This is a genomic window from Hydrogenophaga sp. 70-12, from assembly GCF_001897365.1.
GTDB lineage: Bacteria > Pseudomonadota > Gammaproteobacteria > Burkholderiales > Burkholderiaceae_C > Hydrogenophaga > Hydrogenophaga borbori.
This window is the reverse complement of the sequence record NZ_MKSS01000221.1, coordinates 1-1,940: the sequence shown is the minus strand read 5'-3', so window position 1 is coordinate 1,940 and position 1,940 is coordinate 1. Positions and strand designations below refer to the sequence as shown.

Here is a 1,940-nt window from a genome sequence, read left to right as displayed (position 1 = left end):
TCGAACTCGTTGAGCAGGAATTCGCCCGCGCGCAGCAGTTCCTCGCCGGCCGGGGTGAGCATGGCGCGGCGCGCGCTGCGGTCGAACAGCAGCACGTCCAGCGCGTCTTCGATCTGGCGGATGCGGTAGGTGAGGGCGCTGGGCACCATGCCCAGGTCGCGCGCGGCGGCGGCCATGCTGCCGAGCCGGGAGACGGCCTCCACCAGGGCCAGGTTCTCGGCGGACAGGGCGCTGCGGGCGCTGATGGGAGCGGGCATCTGGGGGTGTTTCTGTTCAAAGATTTTGAATGATGCCATCAAAAGCCTGCGGCCCCGGTCAGGGGGGCGGCGCCCAGAATTCAGCCCATGCCAGCCCGCTGGCCCCCCCGAAAGAAAGGACCCCACCATGATGCAGATCCGCCGCTCCGACGCCCGTGGCTATGCCGATCACGGCTGGCTCAAGAGCTACCACTCCTTCTCCTTCGCCGACTACTTCGACCCTGCCTGGATGGGCTGGGGCAACCTGCGCGTCATCAACGAGGACCGCATCGCCCCGGGCACTGGCTTCGGCACGCACGGCCACCGCGACATGGAGATCATCAGCTACGTGTTGCAGGGCAACCTGGCGCACAAGGACAGCATGGGCAACGTCAAGGGCATCCCGCCCGGCGACGTGCAGCGCATGAGCGCCGGCAGCGGCGTGCGCCACAGCGAGTTCAACCATGCGCCGAACGACACCACGCACTTCCTGCAGATCTGGATCGAGCCGAACCAGCGCGGCATCGAGCCGAGCTACGAGCAGAAGGGCTTTGCCGAGGCCGACAAGCGCGGCCAACTGCGCCTGGTGGCCTCGCCCGACGGCCGGGACGGCTCGGTGACCATTCACGCCGACGCCGCCATGTACGCGGGCCTGTTCGACGGCGCGGAGGCCGCGCAGATCGCGCTGGACCCGAAGCGCAAGGCCTATGTGCACCTGGTGCGCGGCGAACTCGAGGTCAATGGCCAGCGCCTGGCCGGCGGCGACGCGGCCGTGCTGGACGGCGAGACTTCGCTTACCCTGGGCAAGGGCAAAGACGCCGAGGTGCTGGTGTTCGACCTCGCCCACTGATTCCCCCAACCGCTTTTCAACCCTGGAGAACCTCCCATGAACGCCCTGCAAAATCCCTTCGCCCTGCTGGCCCGCCTGCTGATGGCCGTGTTGTTCTTGCCCGCCGGCATTTCCAAGATCTCAGGCTTCGCGGGCACGGCCGGCTACATCGGCTCGGTCGGCCTGCCCATGCCTGAAGTGGGCGCGGCGCTCGCGATCCTGGTCGAGGTCGGCGCGTCCATCCTGCTGGTCATCGGCCTGTGCACCCGCCCCGCCGCATTGGTGCTGGGGGTGTTCACGTTGGTTGCCTCGTTCTTCTTCCACAATTTCTGGGCGATGCCGGCCGATGCGCAGATGATGCAATCGCTGATGTTCTTCAAGAACATCGCCATCGTGGGCGGCCTGCTCGCCATCGCCGCCTTCGGCGCCGGCGGCTGGAGCCTGGACGCCAAGCGCGGCGCCTGAGCGGACCCGGAGCGCACACGCATGACCAAAGTGGTTGTCGTCTACCACTCCGGCTATGGCCACACGCAGCGCATGGCGCAGTCGGTGGCCGATGGCGCGGGGGCCGAGCTCATCGCCATCGACGCCGATGGCAACCTGCCCACGGGCGGCTGGGAGGCGCTGGACGCGGCGGACGCCATCGTCTTCGGCTCGCCCACCTACATGGGCAGCGTGAGCTGGCAGTTCAAGAAGTTCGCCGACGCCTCCAGCAAGCCCTGGTTCGCGCAGAAGTGGAAGGACAAGATCGCCGCCGGCTTCACCAACAGCGCGGGCATGAACGGCGACAAGCTGGCCACGCTGAACACCCTGTTCACCCTGGCCATGCAGCACGGCATGATCTGGGTGAGCCAGGGACTGATGCCCGCCAACAC

At 67.4% G+C, this 1,940-nt stretch carries 4 protein-coding genes; 3 read left to right on the top strand and 1 reads right to left on the bottom strand.

The window, feature by feature from the left end; genetic code table 11:
• The coding region (locus tag BGO22_RS12970; protein ID WP_286851182.1) for a LysR family transcriptional regulator at nt 1–257 on the bottom strand (257 nt) is incomplete at its 3' end.
• Nucleotides 258–384: 127 nt separating this feature from the next.
• Here BGO22_RS12970 and BGO22_RS12965 point away from each other — a divergent pair.
• The 3 genes from BGO22_RS12965 to BGO22_RS12955 form a co-directional block, all read left to right on the top strand.
• A complete protein-coding gene (locus tag BGO22_RS12965; protein ID WP_070398102.1) occupies nt 385–1,086 on the top strand; it encodes a pirin family protein in 702 nt (233 codons plus the stop codon).
• A gap of 36 nt (nt 1,087–1,122) precedes the next feature.
• Nucleotides 1,123–1,530, top strand: a complete 408-nt coding sequence (locus BGO22_RS12960; protein ID WP_070398101.1) for a DoxX family protein — start codon at nt 1,123–1,125, stop codon at nt 1,528–1,530.
• A 21-nt stretch (nt 1,531–1,551) separates the two neighbouring features.
• Nucleotides 1,552–1,940, top strand: a 389-nt coding sequence (locus BGO22_RS12955; RefSeq protein ID WP_286851179.1) for a flavodoxin family protein, incomplete at its 3' end; no start/stop codon positions are given.